The following is a 17,878-nucleotide window of genomic DNA, read 5'->3' as shown; positions in this document are numbered from 1 at the left end:
GTACTGGCCTGCCCATGAAAGTCGAATCTACCCCCGATGTGCCAATGACCCCCCGTGTGGAACTCCCCACCGTTAGCCCGGCCGCCAAGCCTGAGCCAGGCCAAGGTATCGATGATCTTTTCCTGCACTTCAGTCAGGAGGTTGAATCCAGCAGCCGTACGTTGGACAAACGCAAAATTGGCGTACGTGTGCCTCCTGTCCAGGCGCTCGCGCAGCTCTATGAGCAGTTGGGGCATCCGGCCCAGGAAAGCTTTGCCGCGGTAGCGCGTCGAATCAGGCTGCAATTGCTGATGCAACCCAGCATCGATAAGTTGCTGGAGGCCACTGGCGGTGATCCGGCGCGCACCTTCGTGGTACTCAAGGCGGTGTGGGAGCAGGCCGAGGCCGACGTGCGCAGCGCCGAAGCCGACCTGGCGCGGGATGCTATTGCCAAGCTGGAGGTCCGTTTCAAAGGGCAGATCCAGGCGGGCATGAATATCGCCATGGCCTTGCAGACGGCGGGTGGCGATCCACAAGAGTGCCAGGCACTGCGCGCGCTGTACTACGCCAGTGTGGTGACACGGCAATCCCTGGCCACCATGATGCAGGCGCTGCTGGGCGTCTACGGTGACGACCGTTTTGCACATGGCTTGAATGTGATGTCCAGCGCCCTGACGGCCGACATCGCCGCCCATGTGTCCTCCGTGCCTACGGCAATGTTGCGCACCCTGCTGGTAGGGCTGCGCAGCTGCAGTGCATTGAGCGGGGTGTTGTGCAGCTGTCGTGAGCTGGTCCAGAACCTTGCAACCGAACTGCATGCGGTAAGCCTGCTGCAACGCCTGCTGGGTTATACAAGTACCGGCATCGTGACAAATGAAGTCATGCGCCTGGCCGAAGATATAGGGGCCGGCACGTCAACACTCGTGGCGCTTAACGCGCTTTATCCGCTGTTTCTAAAGTTGCCCCTGGCTTTGTGGCCGGATAGCCAGTCACGCCAAGAGGCGCTGCACAACTTTCTACTGGTGATGGACGAGCTTGCCCGCCTCGAAGGCATAAGCTCGGGCTTTCCTAATTCGAGTCTCCTGGCGTGAACGTGCTGTCCACCGTCAACGGCATACTGCTCAAGGTAGCGCAGCGCGCCGAGGTCTTGGGCGCCGTGGTGATCATGGCCATTGTGTTCATCTTCATCGTGCCGCTGCCTACCTGGCTGGTGGACATTCTGATTGCGCTGAATATCTGTATTTCCTGCCTGCTGATCATGCTGGCGCTGTACTTGCCCGGGCCTTTGGCGTTCTCTTCCTTCCCGTCGATTTTGTTGCTGACCACCATGTTTCGGCTGGCATTGTCGATCGCTACGACGCGCTTGATTCTGCTCGAACAGGACGCCGGCGATATCGTTGAGGCCTTCGGCAACTTCGTAGTGGGCGGCAACCTGGCTGTTGGGATGGTGATCTTCCTGATCCTGACCCTGGTCAACTTTCTGGTGATCACCAAGGGCTCTGAGCGGGTTGCCGAAGTGGCGGCGCGCTTCAGCCTGGACGCAATGCCGGGCAAGCAGATGTCCATCGACAGTGACTTGCGTGCCGGCTTGATCGACGGTGGGCAAGCGCGCGACAAGCGTGAACAGTTGTCTCGCGAGAGCCAGCTGTTTGGCGCCATGGATGGCGCGATGAAGTTCGTCAAAGGCGATGCCATCGCTGGCTTGATCATTGTGGTGGTCAACCTGCTGGGTGGATTTTCCACGGGGATGTTCCAGCACGGCTTGAGCGCCGGCGATTCGATGGCGCTGTATTCTGTGCTGACCATCGGTGATGGCCTGATTGCGCAGATTCCCGCGCTGCTGATCTCCCTGACCGCCGGTATGATCATTACCCGCGTGGCACCGGAAGGGAGGAAGGGCGTCACGAACATGGGCGCCGAGATCGCACGCCAGATGACCAGTGAGCCCAAGAGCTGGATGATCGCCTCGGTGGCCATGCTGGTGTTTGCGATCGTGCCTGGCATGCCGACCCTGGTGTTTATACTGCTAGCGATGATGACCGGCGCCTTGGGTTATTACCTCGACCGTCGGCGCCGACGTGAAGCGCAGCCAGAAGCCGAAGCCGTCGAAGCCATACGGCCTGAAGAAAATGGCAAAGAGGACCTGCGCGGGTTTGATCCGTCCCGGCCTTATCTGTTGCAGTTTCCCTCGGCCTTGCGCGGCACGCCTGAGGTGACCGATCTTATTCACGGCATCCGTCAGGTTCGAAATTCCCTGGTTGCCAATATCGGCCTGACATTGCCGCCGTTTGAGGTCGAGATCGATGACTCGCTGGCCGATGATGAAATGCGCTTCTGCGTCCATGAAGTGCCAATGGTCAAGGCGTCTGTGGTCCAGCGCGTTGCCGTAGAGCGCAGCGCCCTGACGGTTGAGCCTGAGCATGGCATACCGGGATTGGCCGAGCGTAACGAACAGGATTGGCTCTGGCTGCCACCTGACGACCCACTGCTCAATGACACGCAGTTGGAGCGTTTCAATGCGACGAGCCTGATCGTCGAGCGCATGAAGAAGGCGATGATGCTCAGCGGGCCGCAGTTCCTGGGGATTCAGGAGAGCAAGGCGATCCTCAGTTGGCTGGAGAGCAATCAACCCGAACTGGTGCAGGAGCTGCAGCGCATCATGCCGATCTCGCGCTTTTCGGCGGTGCTGCAACGCCTGGCCAGCGAAGGGGTTCCGCTGCGCGCCGTGAGGTTGATTGTCGAATCGCTGATCGAATACGGCCAGCACGAACGTGAGCCCGAAGCACTGGCGGACTATGCGCGCATTGCCCTCAAGTCGCAGATCTACCACCAGTACAGCGAGGCCGATGGGCTGCATGCCTGGCTGTTGTCACCGCAGACCGAAAACGTTTTGCGCGAGGCACTGCGTCAGACCCAGACCGGGGTGTTCTTTGCACTCGACGGCGACAATAGCGCTGCGCTGATCAACCTGCTCAACCAGGCCTTCAGTGCACGCGCAAAAATAAAAAGCGTGTTGTTGGTGGCGCAGGATTTGCGCAGCCCCTTGCGAACCTTGTTGCTTGAGGAATTCAACCATGTACCGGTGTTGTCTTTCGCCGAGCTGGGGAGCAATTCCAAGGTCAAGGTGCTGGGGCGTTTTGACCTTGGCCAGGATGAGTTGATGTACGGGACATTGGCATGAACACATCGCTACTTGCAGAGTACGGGGGGGCGTACTGATGTTCGAACTCCGAGTATTGGATGGTTCGCATCAAGGGGCCGCGCTGCCTCTGTTTGGTGAGCAATGGAGCCTTGGCGCCAACGCGGGCGCCGACCTCTTGCTGGATGACCCTGGTGTCGCCGAGCACCACGCACGCCTGTTATTGCTCGAAGGGCGATGGTCGGTGCAGGCTGAAGCGGGGCTGCTGAAAAACAGCGATGGGCAAATGTTGGCGCAGATCGGTGATCTGGCACTCAACACGCCGTTTGTGATTGGCTCCGTCAGCTTGTGTGTCAGCCCTGCCGATCATCCTTGGCGCCAGGCATCAGTGCTCAAGCCGCCTCAGCCGGCAACGGAGCCCTTGCCCCAGGCGCCATTGCCGCTGACGCTGTCTTCCATTTCCGCGTTGCAGCAAAAACGCTTGGTCAGCCTGGTGCTGCTATGCGCCGTGATCATCGCTGCGGTCGGCATTATCTTCAGCGGTGAGCGCGAGGCCCAGGCATCGCTGATGCCGGCGGTCATTCAGAAACCTGGGTTGGACTCACCCGCTGAGGTGCGTCAGCAACTCGTGAGGATGCTCAACGAGCGCGAATTGCTCCAACGTGTCAGCTTGCAGATCGTCAATGGTCAGATTGCCCTCAATGGTGTTGTTTCCCAAGATGAAGTGGAACTGATTGCGCGCATGCTCGACCGTTTTGCCGAGCAATTCGACACTGTGGTGCCGGTGATCAGTCGCGTACGGGTACGCGATGCCAGGTTACCGTTCAAGATCTTGCAGATAGTGGGCGGTCCGAATGGCCACGTGGTGCTTGAAGAAGGAACCCGCTTATTCGTGGGTGATGAAGTAGATGGTCTGCGCCTGGTTTTGATCGATAACAGCAAAGTGGTTTTCGACGGCGAGCAACGTTATGAGGTGGGCTGGTGAAGGGTTCGCTGCAGGAGCGTCTGGAGGCCTGGCAACTGAACCAGTCACAGGCGTTGAGCAGTTTCGCACCGGTGACAATGCGCGGTCGTATTCAGCGCGTGAACGGCATGCTGCTGCAATGCCGATTGCCGCAGGCCCGTATCGGCGACCTATGCCAAGTGGAAAAAACACCAGGCGACTACATGCTCGCCGAGATCATCGGGTTCGATCAGCGCGATGCGGTGCTCAGTGCCCTGGGCAATCTGGAAGGCGTGCGTGTAGGGGCCAGCGTTGCGCGTTTGGGGGTTCCGCATCAGGTTCGGGTCGGTGATGAGCTGTTGGGACAGGTGCTGGATGGTTTTGGTCGCCCGATTGCGGGCGATGGTGTGGGCGCGTTCGTGGAAGCGGACACACCTGGGGCGAGCACCGTGTTATGTGAGGCGCCTCTTCCTACCGAACGGCCGCGGATCAACCGTGCACTCGCTACGGGTGTGCGCTCGATTGATGGTCTGATGACCCTAGGGGAAGGCCAGCGTGTGGGGCTGTTTGCCGGTGCCGGTTGTGGCAAGACCACCTTGTTGGCCGAGATCGCCCGTAACGTGGAGTGCGATGTGATCGTATTCGGTCTCATCGGGGAGCGGGGCCGGGAGTTGCGCGAGTTTCTTGATCACGAACTGGACGAGCAGTTGCGTGCCAAGGCCGTGTTGGTGTGCGCAACCTCCGACCGCTCAAGCATGGAGCGCGCGCGTGCCGCGTTCACGGCAACCGCGCTGGCCGAAGGTTTCCGGCGTAAGGGCCAGCGGGTGCTGTTGCTGATCGACTCTCTGACGCGTTTTGCCAGGGCCCAGCGTGAAATCGGCCTGGCTGCCGGTGAACCCTTGGGGCGCGGTGGTCTGCCGCCGTCGGTCTACAGTTTGCTGCCACGCTTGGTGGAGCGTGCCGGCTTGACCCGTGAAGGCGTGATCACGGCCATCTATACAGTGCTGATCGAACAGGACTCCATGAACGATCCGGTGGCGGATGAGGTGCGCTCTCTGCTCGACGGGCATATCGTCCTGTCGCGCAAGCTGGCCGAGCGCGGCCACTACCCGGCGGTCGATGTACTGGCCAGCCTTTCGCGGATTCTGAGCAATGTCGCCGAGCCCGTGCATATCCGTGCCGGTACGGCGTTACGACGCTTGCTGTCGGCTTACCAGCAGATCGAGCTGATGCTCAAGCTAGGGGAATATCAGCCCGGCAACGATGCGCTCACCGACCTGGCAGTTGACAGTCGGCAGGCGGTGGATGGCTTTCTGCGCCAGGACTTGCGCGAACCTTCGCCGCTTGCCGCCACCATGGATCAATTGGCTGAGTTGACCGCCCATGTCCCATTCTGAAGTGTTACCGGGTGAAATCGACACCCTGCGACGTTTGCGCCGACACCGTGCTGACCGCGCCGAGCGTGCGCTGCGTGAGGCAAAACGGGCGCAGCAAGCGCTGGTCGAGCACATCCGGGAGGCGCAAGAAGTCCTCGAACAAACCCGCCTGGAAGAGGCCCGGCAATGCGCCGAGCTGTTGAGTTTGCACCAGGGGCAGGTAGTGACGTTCAAGGCGCTGAAAAACTGGAATGCCAAGGAGCGGCAATTATCGGCGGGTACCCGGCGTGAAGAAGGCCAGTTGTTGCAACTCAAAGAGCAGCAGCACGAGCAGGCTGCACAGGTCGGCCACGCGCAGAAACACGTCACCTTGTGCTTGCGCCAGGTGGAAAAAATCCAAGAGCTATCTAAGTTACTGACGCAGGAGCCGATATGAAACAGGTTTCAGTTAGTCCGCCTGAACGTCCGCGTCCGCGTGAGTCTCGCGATGACCGTGCGCCTGAATTCGGCGCCCTCGTGCCTTGGGAGCAAGGACGATTGTTCGCCCGGTTGTTTAACGATGGGGGCCAGGACGGCGGGGGATATGGAACGTCTCTGAACGCAATCAAAGCCTCGGGCGATGTCGCCATGATCGAGGCGTTGACCGAGCAGTTGGCGCCGCGAATGCTCGTCAATTCGCAATGGCCGATGATGGCGGTTTTTCACCTGGGCCGCCTGGGACGGATCAACGCCAGTGTCCGCCGGGAGCAGGGGAGCTGGAATGTCGAGCTGGACGCGGAGCAAGACAACACGGCGCGCTGGCTCAGTGGCGTACGCCAACAATGTGAGCAACGGCTGGCGGCGAGCCTGCGCCAGCCCGTCAATGTGTATCTGGCAAAATCGGCGCAGGCATGATGCTGCCACCTCTGATATTTCCCACATTCAAAGCCGATATTGCGGTTGCCCGGCAGCGGTTGGGGCAAGGGTTGTGTATGCCGTTCGAGGTCGCCGGGTCGAGAGGCGAGTTGAGAATGGAGCCTGGTACTGCTCCGGTGGGTATACAGCCGCTCTGCTTCGAAACCGCCTGTGGAGTATTGGCCTTCAGTGAGCCAGGACCGCAGTTGAGCTTGATGGGCGAATGCCCGGTGACGTTCGCACAGGCCGGCAACGATCCCGACGCCTGGTTCTGGGAGTTGTTTCAGCATCATCTGAGCCCTCAGGTGCAAGCGCTGTTTGGTTACCTGCGTTTGCTGCCCGGCACCCGCCCCTTGAACTTTGGTTGTCGACTCTGCGTGACGCTCGGCGCCTCTCGCGTCACGGGCTATCTGTGGCTGTCTGTCGAGAGCTTTCTGGCGCTATGCAAGGCGGGGCCGTGGCGGCTCAAGGCTGAGCCAATGCCGGCGCAGTTTCAGCTGGCGGTGGACGTAACGCTCGGGCGCCTGCGGTTGTCCATGCACCAGCTGCGCAGCTTGCGTGCCGGTGACGTGCTGGTGCTTGAACGAGCCTTTTTCAGTGCGTCGGGAACCGGCCACGTGCAGGTTGGCAAACAGCGTCTGGTGGGCTGGATCGACGCTGGATCCGGGCCGACGCGTCTTACCCTTACTTCTATCGAGGATATGTTTGTGGACGAGGATTTTGCAACACAGCCTTACTCAGGGCATGAGGATGAAACAGCGGTGATGGATGTGTTCGGGCATGAACCCTTCGACGAGCTGAGCATGGCGCTCAATGTGCGGTGCGGTACGCTGAACCTGACCCTCGGCGAACTGCGCAACCTTGCGCCCGGCGCGGTGCTGGGGGTCGCAGGCTACGCCCCTGGCACTGCGGGGCTCTACTACGGCGACCGCCCCCTCGGCCAGGGCCAGTTGGTTGAAGTGGACGGGCGGCTGGGGCTGCAGATGACTCGCGTGATCTTTTCTCGATGAGTAGTTTCCAGGGAATAGATCCGGTCGTCCTGGCAATATTTCTGGGGGCATTGTCGTTGATGCCCATGCTGTTGGTCGTCTGCACGGCGTTCCTGAAGATCGTGATTGTGCTGATGATCACCCGAAATGCCATCGGTGTGCAGCAGGTGCCTCCGGGCATGGCCATCAATGGTATTGCCCTGGCGGCCACCCTGTTCATCATGGCGCCTGTAGGCTATGAGATGGCCGAGATCGTCAAGGTGTCGCCCCTGGACCTGACCAGCGTGGGCGCACTTCAGCAGACGGGAATGGAGGCGATCAAACCATTGCGCACCTTCATGCTGCGCAACAGTGACCCGGATATCCTTACCCACCTGTTGGAAAATGCCATGCGCATGTGGCCGGCACAGATGGCGCAGGAGGTCCAACGTGAGGACCTGATCCTGCTGGCGCCGGCCTTTGTGCTGTCACAGTTGCAGGCGGGGTTCGAAATCGGCTTCCTGATCTATATCCCTTTCATCGTGATTGACCTGATTGTCTCCAATCTCTTGTTGGCGCTGGGGATGCAAATGGTCTCGCCCATGACCATTTCCCTGCCGCTCAAATTGCTCTTGTTCGTGATGGTCTCCGGGTGGTCGCGGTTGCTCGACAGCCTGTTCCTTTCCTATCTCTGAGTGGCCTATGGAACCCATCGTATTATTCAAGCAGGGCATGTTGCTGGTAGTGATGCTGACGGCGCCGCCGCTGATTGTGGCGGTGGTGGTGGGGGTCATGACCTCCCTGGTGCAGGCGCTGATGCAGGTGCAGGACCAGACGTTACCCTTTGGTATCAAGCTGGTGGCAGTGGGGATCACCCTGATCATGACCGGCCGCTGGATCGGTGTGGAGTTGATCCAATTGATGAACGTGACCTTTGACATGATCGGTCGCTCGGCCCTGCACTGAGGTCTTGCCTGTGCTGCTATATCTTGAGTATTTGCCCAGCCTGCTGGTCGCCATGGCACGTATCTACCCCTGTGCCTTCCTCGTGGCGGCATTCTGTTTTCAACATATACGCGGCATGCTGCGGCACAGCATTGTGATGGTCATGGCACTGCTGCCTGCACCTGCCATTCACGTCATGCTGGCGGGCCAGGAATACTCGGCGCTGATGCTCGGTGGGCTGGTCTTCAAAGAGTTGGCCCTGGGATTATTGCTGGGCGTGTTGCTGTCCATGCCGTTCTGGCTGTTCGAGTCGGTTGGGGCGTTGCTGGACAACCAGCGGGGCGCTTTGGCCGGTGGTCAGCTCAACCCCTCGCTTGGGCCAGACGCGACGCCAGCCGGGCACTTGTTCAAGCAATTGGCGATTTTTTTGCTGATGGCCAGCATGGGCCTTGGGGCGTTGACGCAGGTGATCTGGGACAGCTATCTGCTCTGGCCACCGACGGTGTGGTTCCCACTGCCCGCTGCCGATGGCTTCGATGTATTTGTCGGCCTGCTGGGCGATACCTTCACGCACATGATGCTCTACGCCGCCCCCTTTATTGCAGTGCTGCTGTTGCTGGAGTTCGGCATTGCCCTGCTGGGGGTCTACAGTCAGCAATTGCAAGTGAGTACGCTGGCGCCGCCCCTCAAGAGCCTGGCGGGTATCGGAGTGCTGTTGTTGTATTTTGCGTTGCTGCAGGACCTGATCGTCGGACGCATGGGCTTGCTTAAAGACCTCAAGCACTCCCTGGGCGTGTTTTTCGAGGTCTCGCTGTCATGAGTGATTCGGGGGAAAAGAAGCACCCCGCGTCAGCCAAGAAGCTGCGCGATCAGCGTAAGAAAGGCCAAGTCGCCCAAAGCCAGGATGTGGGTAAGCTGCTGGTGCTGACAGCCATCAGCGAAATCGCCTTGTTCACCGCCGAAAGCAGCTTGCAACGTTTCCAGCAGTTGATGCTGCTGCCGATCTCGCGCCTGTCCTTGCCTTTCCCGCAGGCGCTGGAAGAAGTGATGGTCGAAGGCTTGATGTTGTTTTTCTCCTTCGCCCTGCTGATGGCCGCGGTGGCGATTATCACGAAGCTGGTCAGCAGCTGGATGCAGTTCGGGATTCTGTTCGCACCGGACTCCTTGAAGCTCGACTTCAATCGTCTGAACCCGCTCAGCCAACTCAAGCAAATGTTCTCTGTCCAGTCGGTAATGAACCTGTTGATGAGCATCGTCAAGGCAACACTGCTGGGCCTGATCCTGTACGTGGTGATCTGGCCTTCCCTGGGGGTGTTGATCAATATGGCCAGCAGCGATCTGCAAAGCTACATCCTGGGGTTGATCGCCCTGTTCCGCTATCTGCTGCATGCCTGTCTTGGGTTATTGCTGGTGCTGGCGCTTATCGACCTGGCGATGCAGAAGTACTTCTTTGCCAAGCGCATGCGCATGACCCAGGTCGAGGTCGTGAAAGAGTACAAAGACATGGAGGGCGATCCCCACGTGAAGGGGCAGCGCCGCGCCCTGGCGCAGCAGTTGGCCCAGGAGGAGCCGAAGGTCAAGCTGCCCAAGCTGGAGGAGTCCGATATGCTGGTGGTCAACCCGACGCACTTTGCCGTGGCCTTGTATTACCGCCCCGGTGAAACGCCGCTGCCCCTGCTGGTGAGCAAAGGGACTGATGACGACGCCCGTGCGTTGATTGCTCGCGCCAAAGCGGCCGATGTACCGGTGATCCAGTGCGTGTGGTTGGCCCGTACGCTGTATACGAACAAGCTGGGGGCGACCATTCCTCGTGAAACTCTGCAGGCCGTGGCATTGATCTACCGCACCCTGCGCGAGCTTGATGATGAGGCCAAGCGTGAAACCCTGGAATTGCCGGAGCTTGATCTGCGTTGATCAGCCCCGGGTACGCGCATCCAGGGTTTCAAGGTTGGCCAACGACAACATTCGGCTGAGGAGGCTGTTGAGCAGGTTGCGCTGTGGAGGCAGTGCATGCCAGATCACCAGGGCGTCCTGTGCGTCAATGTAGATAAAGCAGCCATCGAATGCCACGGCTTGCTCGAAACGCCGCTCCAGCACGTTCTGCAATTGTGAAGCTTGCAGTGCCTCGCGAGCCACGTGCAGGGCCAGACCCTGACGGGTTCCGGCTTGCAGGCTGCTGGCCGTTACCCCCGGGGCAAGTGTCAGGTGAGCGGCAGAGCCGCCCACCAGGCTGTCGAGGAAGACCTGGCGTTCATCGGCCGGGGTTCCGTGGGCGCTCATCGTTCCAGCGACACTGTCTGATAGTCCGGACGTTCTCCGGCTGGGCCGGGTTCGACGCGCATTTGTGGCGGCCACCAGATCACCAGCTTGTCCTTGGTCGATTGCGGACGTGAGCAGGAGTCGCCCTTGCAGGTGGGCGTGCAGCCGGCGACAAGCAGCGCCGCGCCGATCAGGGTGACGTACAGCAAGCGATGTTTCATGGCTTGGCCTTTTGGGTTGGAGTGATCAGGGAGGGACGAGGCACGCTGATGTGTTCATCCTTGACCACCGGTCGCATGGCGATAAACACTTCTGCTTCCTCGCCCGGCTTGAGCCAGGCGCGCGGCCAGACACTCACGGCCAGGGTTTGCGACGTACTGCATTCCTTTTCGTCGATACGCACATTGCGGTTGAACTGATTGCGCAGCACCACCACGGCTACGTTGTACTGCGGGCCGGCGTACCATTGGCTGCGCTCGGTGTTCAGCGCCAGCAGGCTGCGGGTGCTGCACAAGGTGTTCAACCCCAGGGGCATCGGCGCTACCTTGAAGGCTTTGGGCACTTGCCCGGTGACCAGGTGCGCCAGGGTACTGATAATGTCGCTGCGCTTGATCTCCGGCTGGTGAGGGTTATAGCGCCTGGCCAGGGGGGTAAGAGCGGCCTGCAATTCGACCTGGTCTGCCTGGGGCAGGTAACGTGACGGGTCGGCCTGGTCGCCGATGACGCGTGGTGTGAGGATAAATAGACGTTCGCGCCGATTGTTCTGTCGTTCAGTCGAGGAAAACAACGCCTTGCCCAATAGAGGAATATCACCCAGCAGGGGGACCTTGCTGTGCTTGTCGGTGCTTTCGGTGACGTGGAAACCACCGACCACGAGCGAGCGTTTTTCGGCCATGATGGCTTGAGTGCTGACTTTGCCTCGGCGTACATCGAAGCTGCCGGGAGTAGGGTTGGCCTCTTCGAAGTTACCGTCCTCGATATCTACCAACAGCTGAATCTGATGGCCACCACGGCTCGTGATGACGCGGGGCACGACCTGGAAGCTGGTACCCACGGTGATCGGTAAAATCGTAGCGTTCTGCCGACCGCGAGTCAGGTATTGGGTCCGGTTGAAATCAATTACCGCAGGCTGGTTTTCCAGGGTCAGGACTGATGGATTGGACACCATGGTTGCCAGGCCCTTGGCTTCCAGCGCGCGTATCTCCGCGTCGAAACGACCGCGGTTTTCAATGGTCAGTTGAGCGTTGCCGGAAATCATGTTGGCTGCGCCACTGAAGCGACTGTTCTGAAAGCCCCATCTCACCCCGAACTCACGCAGTTGCGTGCGCTCGATGTCGAGGATGATTGCATCGATTTCCACCAGTTTGCGTGCCACGTCGAGTTGAGTGATCAGTTCGCGATACATGGCCTGCCGTTCCGGCACGTCATAAATCAGGATGGCGTTATTGCGCAAGTCGGCTTCGACGCGGATACGGGCTGGGCTGACCGGGGCCCGCGGTGTGATTGACATGCCCGTATCGGTCGAGCCGTTCAGCCCGGTTGTCGCGGTGGAGCCGAGCATTTGCCCCAGCAACGGGTTGCTCAAGCGTGGAACCACGGGCGTAATGAACGCGGGTTGGGTGATGGAGCGTTGAGCCTGTGCCGAAGACGTCGAGGTTGAGCGCGGTTCCAGAAGCCCTCGTAGCATGGTGGCTACACCGGGGATGGTGATTTTTTCGTTGCGGTATTCCATTTGGCGGTCCGCCGCGCTGGCGAACTTCAGTGGGTAGCTCAACACGCTCTGTTTTTCATCCGCGGAACGGCGCTGGCTGCTGAAACGCTTGATCTGTTCGATGTAAACTTTCGGGCCGGAGACCAGCACAACACCGTCTTCCGGCAACTCGCCCCAGCCGAAACGACTGTCGAGCAAGCCTATATCGGTCAGCGCTTGCTTGAGGTCCGCGATGGTCTCGGAAGAGACTTCCAGGCGTGCGGATTCTTGCTGGTCCAGGGTGCTGATATAAAGGGTGTTGTTGTACATGTACCATTGGAAGCGGTGCTCAACCCCCAGCCGGTCGAGCAATGACTGTGGCGTATTAGCGCGTATCTTGCCGTTGACGTTACCTTCGAGCAGCCCCTCGACCTGGAGCTGAGTACCAAATGTCTGGGCAAAATCTTCCAGCACTTCGCGCACTGGTTTGTGCTGGGCTTCATAAGCGTAGGCCGTGTTTTTCCATTCGGCAGGGATTGCTGCCAGCGCGCTATCCAGTGGCAGCAGCCACCCAGGCAGCATGATGAGCCAACACCAGGCGGCGCGGTGGGTCGAAGCAGGTACGTGAGGGCGCAAGCGTTTGTGCTTGTCTTTTTTGTCAGGCATGGGAAAGTCTCTGATTAGTGCGGTATCGAGCGCAGCGAAGTGGGTATGAATGTGCGTACAGACCGCGCCTGGCGCGCGACGATGGCACGCCAGGTATCGCGTTGGTTGAGAAGGGATTCGAGACACTTCGCCAGCTGTTCGCCGTTCCCCATCGCCACACATTGAATAAGCCAAAGCGCACCGGTGGACGGCGCTAATGCAACTGCGCCGTGAAAATAGCTCAGGCTGGGGCCTCCCAGACGCATCCAGGTGCGCAGATGGGCTTTGTCTTCGCCCGCTTTGGTCAACTGGACCTTTACCAGCAGTCTGTTCGAAACGCGTTGAACGATGATTTCGTCTTCGTTCTCAAACAAAGTGAGCTGCTCTTCGTGGCCATTCAGCCAACTGGTAAGGAGTGCTCGCAACTTACTGCACGCCATCCAGCGCTGTTTTGAGCAGCGTATGCCTGGAGCGCGTATGTTCGTTTAGCGCGATGATAGAGAGCTTTTGTTGTTTCATGAGGTCGCCGAAGTATTCGATATCCGCATCGAGCGCAATCGGATCTTTATAGGCTGTATTGACTCGCTTGATATCAGCCTGAACTTGCTTCAGTAGATGGTTTTTCAGGTTTCCGTGAAAGTCCATGATTTTTACTCCAGATGTGTCTGAACTGTGTGGCGGGTTGTTTGCCACCAGTTCCATCGGCAGACATTTTTTTAAAGATATCGCCTGCCTCTACCGCTATGTCCTACTCGCCTGTAAACAATATTTCTCGCATCGAGGCCCAGTCGATACGAAAATCGCCTTCATCTGTTTCCAGTAGCAGTGATTGAGGTTTGATCTGGTCATCGGGGCGAAGCTTCCAGGGTGTAGAGCCCAATCGGGCCAAGGCTTGGGCCATCTGCTCATGCTCGAGCGGGTGGCAAACCAAGGTTGCCTTGATAGGTGGAATTTGCGTCGCTACCAGGTGTTTGACCAATGCCGAAAGACGCTTTGGGGGCGGCACTTCTTCCAACAGGCAGTGGAAGGCTCGGCTGGCAATGGATGTTGCGTAGTGTTCGAGGCTGTCACACATCGTCTGGCGTTGCCGCTCCCACGCGCTGAGTTGCGCGTGGGCACGTGACCAGAAGTCGAGGCGGGCCTGCTCGAGCATTTCTTCGCGATGCTCAGCCGCCTGGCGCAGCAACTCTTCAGCTTGAGCCTGTGCGCTACCCAGCAACTGCGCGGACTGAACGCAATCGGCGAGCATCTCCCGGGTAATCAATACTTTTGGCTGCCCGCAAGCGCCGTTGTGCAATTCGATTTTGCGTAGGGTCAACATAGACAATTGCTCTGGCTTGTTGCAGTTAACGACGAGTTGTTTCGCTGCCCGTTGCTTCGATACGCCAGACAATCGCCTGCCACAGCGTATTGAGCCGGCCATGCGCGTCGTCGAGTGGCAGGTGAGTGGTTTCAAGCGCCTGTACCCGGTCAGGGGGCAAGCGTAGCCGAAGACGTTGCCAGACAGCAGGCTCAACCCACGCCCTCAGCAACTGCAGTGAATCACTCTCCGGCTGCAACAGCGTGTCAGGGTGCAGCGCCTTGGCGAGGCGCTCACACCACTTGCGGTGTTCATCGTACAAGGGGCTGTCGACGTTGGGATGGCACGTAAGCTCCAGTAGCGCTATCGCCAGATCGAACTGCTCCCGTGAAGCCAGGGCCAAACCAAGCACCGTTGCACGGGGAGGGGGAGGCAGGCACGGCTCGATGCCCAACGCTGCACACGCCAGCGCGGGTTGGCTGCGACACAAGGCGGGTAATGCATGGTAAGCCTGAGCGCTGGTCGCATCCGGGTGCGAAAACTGCCACGGACTGGCCCACCATTGGGCCCAGGCCAGATGATCACTCATTCGGTAGATGCGCTGGGGCGACAGGTTCCTGCCTTGATCGTTGGCCTCGTATGCGCCAGAACAGCGCAGCGACGAGCGTCAGTATCGCGCCGATAACCAACAAGCTGACAGTGGTACGCCAAAAACCGATGTCTTCCTCGGGGACCAGGAACGGACCGAAATAGCTCAGGCGTTGCTGCTCTTGGTAAGCCGCTGCCGGCACAAAAACCACCGTGAGCTTCTGCGCGTTATCCAATGCAGTGGTCATGCCGGGAATACTACTGGATACCATCCTGCGTACGCGCGCCCGGATGCTGTCGGGTTCCAGTCGCGGGTCGTGCTTGATGAACACCGAGGCGGAGGCGGGTTGGACGGGTTCACCGGGAGCCACGCGTTCGGGCAGCACCACGTGTACACGAGCGACGATGACGCCATCGATGTTTGACAGCGTAGCCTCCAACTCCTGGGACAGGGCATAGATATACCGGGCACGCTCTTCCAGTGGGGTAGAGATGACACCCTCCTTGCGGAAGGTGTCACCCATCGTGGCACGGGCGACCTTGGGTAATCCGACCGCTTCCAGTGTGCGAACGGCGCGGCTGATATCGGCTGCATTGACACGCACCACGACGCCGTCCTTGGCAGGTACTTTTTGCGCGCGTATGTGTTTGTCAGCCAGTTCCGCGATGACCTCATTGGCATCCTGCTCGGAGAGTTGGCGATGCAGTTCGACACTTTCGCCGCAGCCGCCCAGTATCAGCGTCAGCGAGAAAACTAATCCGATGGATAGAAAACGAATCATTTTTTCCTACTGTAGGTTACTGACTTTTTCTAGGCATTGAGCGCCCTTGCCGACGCACTTCACTAGGGTTTGGGTCAGCAGTACGGAGTCTGAAAGATGAGAGGCATAGTTGACCCGACTTTTCTCTTTGAACTCATTGTTGAAGTCCTTGAGGCCTCGACTCATGCCATTTTTCGCCTTGTCCAAATGCTGCAAAGCGTCGGTCAGGGCATTCGATGATGACGTGGCGGTAGCCCGTTGCATCGAGGGTTCCAATAACGAGCTGAAAAAGCTTACATCTTCGCCGTGGTGCGTAGGTTGGGCAGGGGGCCTGCGGGCTGTGAGGCCGTTCTGATATTCGCGTAATACATCGAATTCTTTTATCTGCATATAGACCTCTTGGGGAAACCGCCCTTTGGTGACAAAGAGCGGTAATGCTATTTAGCGTATCGCGTCGATGTTCTTTTTCTGCTCAGAGATCTTGAAGGCCTCAATACTGTCCTTCAGGGATTGGCGAGCCGCTTCTTTCCTTTCTTGTTTAAGGTCTTCGTTTTCGCCGCCGCCGGAGCTTTGGACAGGGGGTAGATAGGTTTGTGCGTTAACGCCAGAAATATTCATAGTGATACTCCAATATCTAAGAAATGATGTCTGAGTCTTGATATATAGTTGCAATATTGTTGCTTCCAATAGGCACTAAATATATCAGGCTCATCCTTATGTGGTTCCGGGGCGAATATGGTTCCAGCTTTTACTTGAAGGGTGTGTCTGGAAATTTCTTCGGTGGCTGTGGACTGCGCTGCGGGCTACTGTATGTCTAGTTGTTTCATGCGATAGTAAAGCGTTCTCTTCGCCATCCCCAACTCTGCAGCCACCTCGTCCACACAATAGGTATGACGACGCAACGACTCTTCAATCAGAGCTTTCTCGATTTGTTGCAGGCGTTCTTTCAGGTTGATTGGCTCGTTTGTAACGTTCGAGGGTGAGCTTGATAACGGTACCAAGCCCAGCACAAAACGTTTGGCAGTGGAGCGCAGCTCACGCACATTCCCCAGCCAAGGGTGGCACAGCAACTGTTGGACTAGCTCGCTGCACAGGTTTGGGGCGAGACACTTATAGTGCTCGGCTTCCTCCTGAATCATATTCAGGAACAACGGGACGATTCGGTCACGGCGATTGCGCAGCGGAGGCAGATTGATATTTACGACGTTCAGGCGGAAATACAGGTCGCGCCTGAACGTTCCCTGCTCGACCATCTCATGCAGGGATTGCTGCGCAGAGGCGATGACTCGCATGTCTACCGGGATAAACCGGGTCGAGCCCAGCCGTTCCACACCCCTTGATTCCAGTACCCGTAGGAGTTTGGCTTGCATGGAGAGCGGCATACTGTCGATTTCATCCAGATACAAGGTACCCAGATGGGCGGCTTCGATAAAACCCGCACGTGATTGTACTGCTCCGGTATAGGCGCCGCTATTGACGCCGAACAGTTGGCTCTCTGCGAGGCTTTCCGGGATGGCGGCGCAATTCACGGCGACAAAATGACCTCGCCGCCCCGACAAACGATGGATCCGCTGGGCCAAGGTATCCTTGCCCGTCCCCGTCTCTCCCAATAATAGAATGTCGATATCGAGCGCCGCAGTACTCTTTAGCGTACGCTCGATGTCTAAGGCTTCAACAGAGGGGAGGTATGTCTCATTTGTTATTTTGTAAGAGGCTGACATAGTCCGCGTACTCCACTATCGCTATCACTTCACTGTTGATAGAACGCTGTTGGCGTACGGCCAGTAGAGCGCAAATAATCAAAAATGTCATCGTGGCTGTGAGTATGAAAATGCTGCAGGAGAATGTGTGAAATATTAACTATGTCAGTGCGCTGTATTATTCAAGTGCTTGAGTGTTGGTTATTGAGTGTTTGGTGTAGGAGAGGACTTAAGAGTTGAGGGATTCATCGTTCAGATGGATCACCGGCTCTGGATGATTAAGGTTTCTATGTAGAGGGCTTTTAGTTAAGTGGCAGATAGAAATAGGAGGCAACAAAAAACCGACGCAATGCGTCGGTTTCTTGTATAGGGCAGGGTGTTCAGCTAACGCTTATACGTTGAAGCGGAAGTGCATTACATCGCCATCTTTAACAATGTAATCCTTGCCTTCCAGGCGCCATTTACCGGCTTCCTTGGCACCAGCTTCACCCTTGAACTGGATGAAGTCGTTGTAAGCGATCACCTCAGCGCGGATAAAGCCTTTTTCGAAGTCAGTGTGGATCACGCCGGCGGCCTGTGGCGCAGTGGCACCAACCTTGACGGTCCAGGCGCGGACTTCTTCGACACCGGCGGTGAAGTAGGTTTGCAGGTTGAGCATTTCGTAGCCGGCGCGGAGCACGCGGGTCAGGCC

General features: G+C 58.2%; 23 protein-coding genes. 11 read left to right on the top strand and 12 right to left on the bottom strand.

Features of this window, described 5'->3' with window-relative positions:
• Positions 1–14 precede the first annotated feature (14 nt).
• The 11 genes from GIW04_RS16145 to sctU are packed head-to-tail and all read left to right on the top strand — an operon-like array spanning position 15 to position 10,158.
• The gene (locus GIW04_RS16145) at positions 15–1,070 is read left to right on the top strand and encodes a TyeA family type III secretion system gatekeeper subunit (protein WP_094775113.1); all 1,056 of its coding nucleotides are present in this window, start codon (positions 15–17) and stop codon (positions 1,068–1,070) included.
• Complete coding sequence (gene sctV / locus GIW04_RS16140; protein WP_034134424.1) at positions 1,067–3,160, top strand: type III secretion system export apparatus subunit SctV; 2,094 nt, start codon at positions 1,067–1,069, stop codon at positions 3,158–3,160. The genes GIW04_RS16145 and sctV overlap by 4 nt, the downstream gene beginning before the upstream one ends.
• A gap of 37 nt (positions 3,161–3,197) precedes the next feature.
• Positions 3,198–4,103: an FHA domain-containing protein gene (locus GIW04_RS16135; protein WP_003188323.1), complete on the top strand. Its 906-nt coding sequence runs from the start codon at positions 3,198–3,200 to the stop codon at positions 4,101–4,103.
• Positions 4,100–5,458 carry a FliI/YscN family ATPase gene (locus GIW04_RS16130; protein ID WP_034134423.1) on the top strand — a complete coding sequence of 453 codons (1,359 nt, stop codon included), beginning with the start codon at positions 4,100–4,102 and terminating at the stop codon, positions 5,456–5,458. Before GIW04_RS16135 ends, GIW04_RS16130 begins: the two co-directional genes overlap by 4 nt.
• The gene (gene sctO, locus GIW04_RS16125; protein ID WP_003188325.1) at positions 5,445–5,873 is read left to right on the top strand and encodes a type III secretion system stalk subunit SctO; all 429 of its coding nucleotides are present in this window, start codon (positions 5,445–5,447) and stop codon (positions 5,871–5,873) included. Before GIW04_RS16130 ends, sctO begins: the two co-directional genes overlap by 14 nt.
• Entirely contained in the window at positions 5,870–6,331 is a 462-nt protein-coding gene (locus GIW04_RS16120; protein WP_034134421.1) for a type III secretion system HrpP C-terminal domain-containing protein, read from the top strand. The genes sctO and GIW04_RS16120 overlap by 4 nt, the downstream gene beginning before the upstream one ends.
• Positions 6,328–7,341 carry a FliM/FliN family flagellar motor switch protein gene (locus GIW04_RS16115; protein WP_003188327.1) on the top strand — a complete coding sequence of 338 codons (1,014 nt, stop codon included), beginning with the start codon at positions 6,328–6,330 and terminating at the stop codon, positions 7,339–7,341. Before GIW04_RS16120 ends, GIW04_RS16115 begins: the two co-directional genes overlap by 4 nt.
• A complete protein-coding gene (sctR, locus tag GIW04_RS16110; RefSeq protein ID WP_003188328.1) occupies positions 7,338–7,994 on the top strand; it encodes a type III secretion system export apparatus subunit SctR in 657 nt (218 codons plus the stop codon). Before GIW04_RS16115 ends, sctR begins: the two co-directional genes overlap by 4 nt.
• A 7-nt stretch (positions 7,995–8,001) precedes the next feature.
• Positions 8,002–8,265, top strand: a complete 264-nt coding sequence (gene sctS / locus GIW04_RS16105) for a type III secretion system export apparatus subunit SctS (RefSeq protein WP_003188329.1) — start codon at positions 8,002–8,004, stop codon at positions 8,263–8,265.
• 10 nt (positions 8,266–8,275) lie between these two features.
• A complete protein-coding gene (gene sctT, locus GIW04_RS16100; protein WP_094775116.1) occupies positions 8,276–9,064 on the top strand; it encodes a type III secretion system export apparatus subunit SctT in 789 nt (262 codons plus the stop codon).
• The gene (gene sctU, locus GIW04_RS16095) at positions 9,061–10,158 is read left to right on the top strand and encodes a type III secretion system export apparatus subunit SctU (protein ID WP_003188332.1); all 1,098 of its coding nucleotides are present in this window, start codon (positions 9,061–9,063) and stop codon (positions 10,156–10,158) included. Before sctT ends, sctU begins: the two co-directional genes overlap by 4 nt.
• Here sctU and GIW04_RS16090 read toward each other — a convergent pair whose 3' ends face one another.
• The 12 genes from GIW04_RS16090 to GIW04_RS16035 all read right to left on the bottom strand — a co-directional run.
• Positions 10,159–10,524 carry a transcriptional regulator gene (locus GIW04_RS16090; protein WP_120249109.1) on the bottom strand — a complete coding sequence of 122 codons (366 nt, stop codon included), beginning with the start codon at positions 10,522–10,524 and terminating at the stop codon, positions 10,159–10,161. It abuts the gene before it with no gap.
• Complete coding sequence (gene hrpT, locus GIW04_RS16085; protein ID WP_003188336.1) at positions 10,521–10,724, bottom strand: HrpT family type III secretion system protein; 204 nt, start codon at positions 10,722–10,724, stop codon at positions 10,521–10,523. Before hrpT ends, GIW04_RS16090 begins: the two co-directional genes overlap by 4 nt.
• Positions 10,721–12,859: a type III secretion system outer membrane ring subunit SctC gene (gene sctC, locus GIW04_RS16080; RefSeq protein WP_034134418.1), complete on the bottom strand. Its 2,139-nt coding sequence runs from the start codon at positions 12,857–12,859 to the stop codon at positions 10,721–10,723. The genes hrpT and sctC overlap by 4 nt, the downstream gene beginning before the upstream one ends.
• 14 nt (positions 12,860–12,873) lie before the next feature.
• Entirely contained in the window at positions 12,874–13,278 is a 405-nt protein-coding gene (locus tag GIW04_RS16075; RefSeq protein WP_003188339.1) for a type III secretion system chaperone, read from the bottom strand.
• Positions 13,265–13,483, bottom strand: coding sequence for a hypothetical protein (locus tag GIW04_RS16070; RefSeq protein ID WP_003188341.1), 219 nt, complete (start codon positions 13,481–13,483; stop codon positions 13,265–13,267). The genes GIW04_RS16075 and GIW04_RS16070 overlap by 14 nt, the downstream gene beginning before the upstream one ends.
• 103 nt (positions 13,484–13,586) lie before the next feature.
• Positions 13,587–14,231, bottom strand: coding sequence for a type III secretion system stator protein SctL (gene sctL, locus GIW04_RS16065; protein ID WP_329607605.1), 645 nt, complete (start codon positions 14,229–14,231; stop codon positions 13,587–13,589).
• Positions 14,185–14,727 carry a hypothetical protein gene (locus tag GIW04_RS16060; protein ID WP_034134416.1) on the bottom strand — a complete coding sequence of 181 codons (543 nt, stop codon included), beginning with the start codon at positions 14,725–14,727 and terminating at the stop codon, positions 14,185–14,187. Before GIW04_RS16060 ends, sctL begins: the two co-directional genes overlap by 47 nt.
• Positions 14,720–15,508 (bottom strand): type III secretion system inner membrane ring lipoprotein SctJ, encoded by a 789-nt coding sequence (sctJ, locus tag GIW04_RS16055; protein WP_003188344.1) that lies wholly within the window; start codon positions 15,506–15,508, stop codon positions 14,720–14,722. Before sctJ ends, GIW04_RS16060 begins: the two co-directional genes overlap by 8 nt.
• A 6-nt stretch (positions 15,509–15,514) precedes the next feature.
• A complete protein-coding gene (locus GIW04_RS16050) occupies positions 15,515–15,877 on the bottom strand; it encodes a hypothetical protein (protein ID WP_034134415.1) in 363 nt (120 codons plus the stop codon).
• A gap of 51 nt (positions 15,878–15,928) precedes the next feature.
• Positions 15,929–16,105: a type III secretion effector protein gene (locus GIW04_RS16045; protein WP_120249107.1), complete on the bottom strand. Its 177-nt coding sequence runs from the start codon at positions 16,103–16,105 to the stop codon at positions 15,929–15,931.
• Between the two features lie 185 nt (positions 16,106–16,290).
• Positions 16,291–17,208 (bottom strand): sigma-54-dependent Fis family transcriptional regulator, encoded by a 918-nt coding sequence (locus GIW04_RS16040; protein ID WP_034134413.1) that lies wholly within the window; start codon positions 17,206–17,208, stop codon positions 16,291–16,293.
• A 370-nt stretch (positions 17,209–17,578) separates the two neighbouring features.
• Positions 17,579–17,878: DUF933 domain-containing protein (locus GIW04_RS16035; RefSeq protein ID WP_236479052.1), on the bottom strand; the 300-nt coding region annotated here is incomplete at its 5' end.

Origin of the sequence: Pseudomonas sp. PA-4-8C, from assembly GCF_021606625.1 — a bacterium.
GTDB lineage: Bacteria > Pseudomonadota > Gammaproteobacteria > Pseudomonadales > Pseudomonadaceae > Aquipseudomonas > Aquipseudomonas lactis.
The sequence above is the reverse complement of the archived record's forward strand: the minus strand, read 5'-3'. Positions and strand labels throughout refer to the sequence as shown.

What these genes read in the sequence shown, in the direction of transcription:
- GIW04_RS16040 (WP_034134413.1), bottom strand. Translation starts at nt 17,208, where the DNA reads ATGTCAGCCTCTTACAAAATAACAAATGAGACATACCTCCCCTCTGTT.
- sctU (WP_003188332.1), top strand. Translation starts at nt 9,061, where the DNA reads ATGAGTGATTCGGGGGAAAAGAAGCACCCCGCGTCAGCCAAGAAGCTG.
- GIW04_RS16115 (WP_003188327.1), top strand. Translation starts at nt 6,328, where the DNA reads ATGATGCTGCCACCTCTGATATTTCCCACATTCAAAGCCGATATTGCG.
- GIW04_RS16145 (WP_094775113.1), top strand. Translation starts at nt 15, where the DNA reads ATGAAAGTCGAATCTACCCCCGATGTGCCAATGACCCCCCGTGTGGAA.
- GIW04_RS16120 (WP_034134421.1), top strand. Translation starts at nt 5,870, where the DNA reads ATGAAACAGGTTTCAGTTAGTCCGCCTGAACGTCCGCGTCCGCGTGAG.
- GIW04_RS16075 (WP_003188339.1), bottom strand. Translation starts at nt 13,278, where the DNA reads ATGGCGTGCAGTAAGTTGCGAGCACTCCTTACCAGTTGGCTGAATGGC.
- GIW04_RS16070 (WP_003188341.1), bottom strand. Translation starts at nt 13,483, where the DNA reads ATGGACTTTCACGGAAACCTGAAAAACCATCTACTGAAGCAAGTTCAG.
- sctJ (WP_003188344.1), bottom strand. Translation starts at nt 15,508, where the DNA reads ATGATTCGTTTTCTATCCATCGGATTAGTTTTCTCGCTGACGCTGATA.
- GIW04_RS16135 (WP_003188323.1), top strand. Translation starts at nt 3,198, where the DNA reads ATGTTCGAACTCCGAGTATTGGATGGTTCGCATCAAGGGGCCGCGCTG.
- hrpT (WP_003188336.1), bottom strand. Translation starts at nt 10,724, where the DNA reads ATGAAACATCGCTTGCTGTACGTCACCCTGATCGGCGCGGCGCTGCTT.
- sctR (WP_003188328.1), top strand. Translation starts at nt 7,338, where the DNA reads ATGAGTAGTTTCCAGGGAATAGATCCGGTCGTCCTGGCAATATTTCTG.
- sctO (WP_003188325.1), top strand. Translation starts at nt 5,445, where the DNA reads ATGTCCCATTCTGAAGTGTTACCGGGTGAAATCGACACCCTGCGACGT.
- GIW04_RS16090 (WP_120249109.1), bottom strand. Translation starts at nt 10,524, where the DNA reads ATGAGCGCCCACGGAACCCCGGCCGATGAACGCCAGGTCTTCCTCGAC.
- GIW04_RS16050 (WP_034134415.1), bottom strand. Translation starts at nt 15,877, where the DNA reads ATGCAGATAAAAGAATTCGATGTATTACGCGAATATCAGAACGGCCTC.
- sctS (WP_003188329.1), top strand. Translation starts at nt 8,002, where the DNA reads ATGGAACCCATCGTATTATTCAAGCAGGGCATGTTGCTGGTAGTGATG.
- GIW04_RS16060 (WP_034134416.1), bottom strand. Translation starts at nt 14,727, where the DNA reads ATGAGTGATCATCTGGCCTGGGCCCAATGGTGGGCCAGTCCGTGGCAG.
- GIW04_RS16045 (WP_120249107.1), bottom strand. Translation starts at nt 16,105, where the DNA reads ATGAATATTTCTGGCGTTAACGCACAAACCTATCTACCCCCTGTCCAA.
- sctC (WP_034134418.1), bottom strand. Translation starts at nt 12,859, where the DNA reads ATGCCTGACAAAAAAGACAAGCACAAACGCTTGCGCCCTCACGTACCT.